Genomic DNA, 4,194 nt, shown 5'->3' with positions numbered 1-4,194 from the left:
AATTCACCCGACCTCAAGAGCGAACTCATGAGCGCGATCATGGGCGCGCTGGACGCTCATACGGCGATGAGCACCCAAGCGCTGAACTCGACCACGGTGCAGAACGGGATGAAGGACATTCTGTTGAACCACGCTGGCCTCTGGGAGATGCTGCGCGAACAGGCAGCTGGGCAAAGGCCGTCGGCGTGAATCGGGGGCCCCTGCGTCCGTCCGACCGACCGAAAGAGCTCACCAGAGGAGATGGAGCGTATGTATGCTGTTTCGCCACGGCGGATTACGCCCATTGTGGTTGGCGATGCGATCCGCCGTGGCGAAATGGCGAGCACCCGCCGCGAGGATCATGAGGTCAGCATGCTTGCACTGCACCTGCTCCAGAATTACATGGTCTACTACATCAATACGCTGATGATTTCTCCTGACCGACCGCTACGCGGCGCGCAGCAGCCGGTGGGCGCAGGATGGCGTCCGTCGGCTACCGACTCGTTGCTGTCATTCAATACGCCCAGGCACTACATCCACCTCTAGACCTAAAGCTGCCCTTTCTTGCAGGCGCAGTAGGCCGAGGCCAATGAATCATTAGATGCCACCGAAAACACGATTGAATATTCGAACACGGGTTAGATTTTCAACTGCCTTCTCAGAGTTTGAGCAAGCGGTGCATAAAAAAAGCATGTGATATGAGTTCTCAGGCGGAGACGGAGGTCGTCAGCATGACAAATTGCCCAAATAGCGGCAATTCTGGGGGCAGGAGCTGCGGACGTAACGCTGAGAAAACAGAATGGCCGTTGGGTTCGTGAGTGCCTGCACGATTCCCTTTCCGAACAGCGGCCGGGGCTCCGTCGGGCTGGAATACAAAATCTTGTCAAAACGCTGCCTGGATGCCGACCTGGGACGCAGTACCCGTTGGGAAAATACTTCAGATGCAAGAGGTATACTGCTGCAGGATGCAGAATAGGTAGAGAAAGAAAGGGTTCCGTCTTGCACATCATTCCGTTCGAAATTCAACCGCCCAAGAATGAGGCGGATTTTGAACGCATGTGCGCGCAGGTGTACGGCGTAGTCTTCAACGACCGGATGCCGAAGATGAATGGCCGCCGCGGCCAAGTTCAGGGCGGGGTTGACGTATTCGTGAAGGAGCCGGGCATTGGGCGTGTGGGCATCCAGTGCAAGAAGTACACGATGAAGCCGGTCAAGTGGGAAGATGTCGAGGGCGAAGTTGGCAAGGCCGACAAGCACAAAACGCCCATCAAGAAGCTCATCCTTGCTACCACTGCACCAAACGACGCCGCGCTGCTGAAGAAAGTCCAAGAACTTTCGGATGACCGTGAGGCCAAGGGGCTGTTTCCCGTCGAGGTGGAGTTCTGGGACGATATCTGCAACCACATCGACCGGTTCCCGGTTCTTCAGGACAGCTATGCGCCACACGCCCCGGGCGCAGCCTTTCATCGGCAAGAGGCGTCGCTCAATGCGATTAGCGACATCGTGCTGGAAACGAATACAGCTGTGCGAAGCCTTGCCGGTCTGGCACCCGCGCGACCTGACTCCGTCGACCGGCTCATTTCGGACCAACTCGACCGCACCCAAGCGCTGCTGCAGGCTTGCCGGTACCGTGATGCGCTTGACCATTTGGCGGCCGTTGGCAAGGACCTAGGGCCGTTCGATGCGCACCAAAAGGCTCGTTGGCACCTGCAGAAGGGTTTCGGCCTCTGGCTCACATGCGTAGACGACCGGGAGTCAGCCAATCTTTTTCTTAAGGCTTTCGAGCTCTATCCGGATGACGAGCGGATGGCCGCCGCTCAGGTTCGGGGCTTCATGCTTCAGAAGAAGCTTGACGAGGCGCGTGCAGCTGGAGAATCAGCCCTTGAGCGATTCCCGGGCTCTCATCAGGTCTGGTTCGCGCTAGCCAACGTCCGTCTCCTGCAAGGCGAGCCCATCCAGATGAAGGATGTGCCCGATGCACTAAAGAAAGAGCCCGACACCCTTCAGTTCGTTGCACAGGCAGAACTCAAGGCAGGGAACCTCGACGAAGCCATCAAGCTCAGCCAAGAGGCCGCCAAACACCCGGCGGCGGGATTTTTCATTCGAGCTAATGCCGTTCGGATTGCCGCCGAGTGCGGTTCCCGGTTCCCTGTCGGAGCGATGGCGGGTGCGCTTCCGGTGCGTGAGACGAACGCACTTGCGTTCGCCGTCGAACTGTTCAACCCGTGGCACGAACGCCTCTGGGACGTTCAGTCTGAATCAGTGGGCGAGACAGTTGCCCACTTAGGCTACGCGCTGCTGATGCTGCATCGGTTCTCGGCAGCACTCGCCCTTGCGCGGGACGCCGAGGCCCACGGGTACCGCTCGGCTGAAATTCTGCGCACCCAGGTAACTGCTCTGTTTGAGCTGGATCGGGAGAGTGAGCTCCTGAGTCTCGCCGCTGAAAGGTTGGCCGAGATGAACGCCGCTAGCCTCGGCATTGTAGGCCAGGTCGCGGCCAAAGACGGCAACCTAGCGCTGCTTGAGCAGACTTTAGATGCAGCACTTGGCTGTGACCCAGTCGACGACGAAACGACCGAGCTGCTCACTGCACTTCGCTGGGACGCCTTGATGCGGGCCGACCAGCAGGAAACCGCTGTCCGTGAGGTGCTTGAGGCCAAGGTCGAGGTCGCTGGTGGACTCGTGTCGGCTTGCGTCGCGGCGCGCGTACTGAATCGAGCGGGACGAACCCTGGAAGCGGATGCAATCGTGCAACGGGCAAAGGCCTTGGTGACACCCGAGAGCCATGATGCCCAGAAACTCATGCTTGCCGAACTGCTGTTCAACGTCGGACAGTTTGCAGAGGCAGGAGCACTATTTGAGCGGTTGGTGACTCCGGGTAGACTCTCTGACCTGCACAACAGGCTGCTTGCATGCTATGTGCGGTCTCACAATCGGCGCAAGGCAAAGGAGTTGATTTCTAGGCTACCTGCCAATTGGATTGAGAGCGACAAAACCCGCAGCCTTGCCATCGAACTTGGCCAGCAAGCCGCGGACTGGGCCTTCCTGCGTCCGTTGGTGGATGCGCAGCTGAGAAGACATCCGGATACTGCTGGAAGCTGGCTCTTCAAGTTGACTGTTAGCTTGCACTCGTCGACACCGGCCGAGTTCCAAAACGACCTTCGCAACGTCCCAGAATTGCTCGAGGGACCGATACGGGGTACCACCCAGTTGGCCGGCCTAGAACTTCGATACGGGGAGGCCGAGCGCGGGATGCGACGGTTGTATCGAATGCTCCGGCGCAACCTGGATGAGCCGGAAGCCCTGTCCGCGTATTTCATCTCTATTGTGGCGGCGCCTGGCGAGCTTCCTCTGATGGAGGAGAAACTGCTGGCTGTCGCATCTGGCAGCTGCATCACTCTGGTCGATGAGTTCGACCAGCCCACGCGGTTTGTCATTGACCCGACCAATGTTGGAGAGCTTCCGAAGCGTGAGGGCTACTCGGAGGCTGTTGCACCGCAAGCGGCGGCGTTGCTGGGGGCTGTTATGGGGCAGCAAGTAAACCTTCCCACACTTGCCTTCGGCGACACCAAGCGATACACGGTGACGTCCATTCAATCGGCCTATAGGCACATGCTGCGGGTCGTACAAGAGCGTGCCAACGCGCTGGGCGGGCTGCCTCATTTGAAGATGGTCCACGTCGGCACGACGGGCGATAGCGAACACGACTTGGCCTACATGAAGGCTGAGGTCATGCGCTCCTCCGCCATCTCGCACAAACTATTCGATGCCTATGCCACTGGGTACATGACGCTTTCGGGGTTTGCCGAGCGTCAGGGCTGTAGCGCGGTCGAGGCTGTCCTGGGTTGGCCGACCGACGGCCCTCCACTCTTCGTTGGAACTGGCATAACAGCGGAGCGCGTTGCGGCATTGGAACTCTTCGCGCGTCCTCATGCGACCTACGTCCTCGACGCAGCAACCTTGGCTGAGTTCGTCTACCTCGAGGTTCAGGAGGCCTTGGGCCAGCTACCAAAGGTGCTCGTATCAACAGTGACGAAGGTGAAGTTGGAGGACCTCCTCCGTGAAGCGGAGGAGGACAGGAGCGTTGCGACCAGCACAGAGGTGAACGGAGAGCTTGCCCTTATCGAGCACGACTCTCGTTACCATGCGCGGCGAATCGAGTTCTTCAAAGCGGTCCTCGTAGCGCTCGATAAATACTGTGAGGTGCAACCTGCG

General features: G+C 58.9%; 2 protein-coding genes and 1 pseudogene. All 3 read left to right on the top strand.

Annotated features, from left to right (window positions below; translation table 11 throughout):
- Window positions 1-189 (top strand): hypothetical protein (locus tag E4Q23_RS22710; protein WP_211203910.1); only part of this gene is annotated, 189 nt, incomplete at its 5' end.
- Between the two features lie 60 nt (window positions 190-249).
- A complete protein-coding gene (locus E4Q23_RS22705; protein WP_169068688.1) occupies window positions 250-525 on the top strand; it encodes a hypothetical protein in 276 nt (91 codons plus the stop codon).
- 453 nt (window positions 526-978) lie between these two features.
- Window positions 979-4,194 (top strand): annotated as a pseudogene (locus E4Q23_RS22700) (restriction endonuclease); the annotation flags it as partial.

This window comes from Candidatus Accumulibacter phosphatis, assembly GCF_012939955.1.
Lineage (GTDB): Bacteria > Pseudomonadota > Gammaproteobacteria > Burkholderiales > Rhodocyclaceae > Accumulibacter > Accumulibacter delftensis.
This window is presented reverse-complemented; position numbering and strand designations above follow the sequence as displayed.

What these genes read in the sequence shown, in the direction of transcription:
- E4Q23_RS22705 (WP_169068688.1), top strand. Translation starts at nt 250, where the DNA reads ATGTATGCTGTTTCGCCACGGCGGATTACGCCCATTGTGGTTGGCGAT.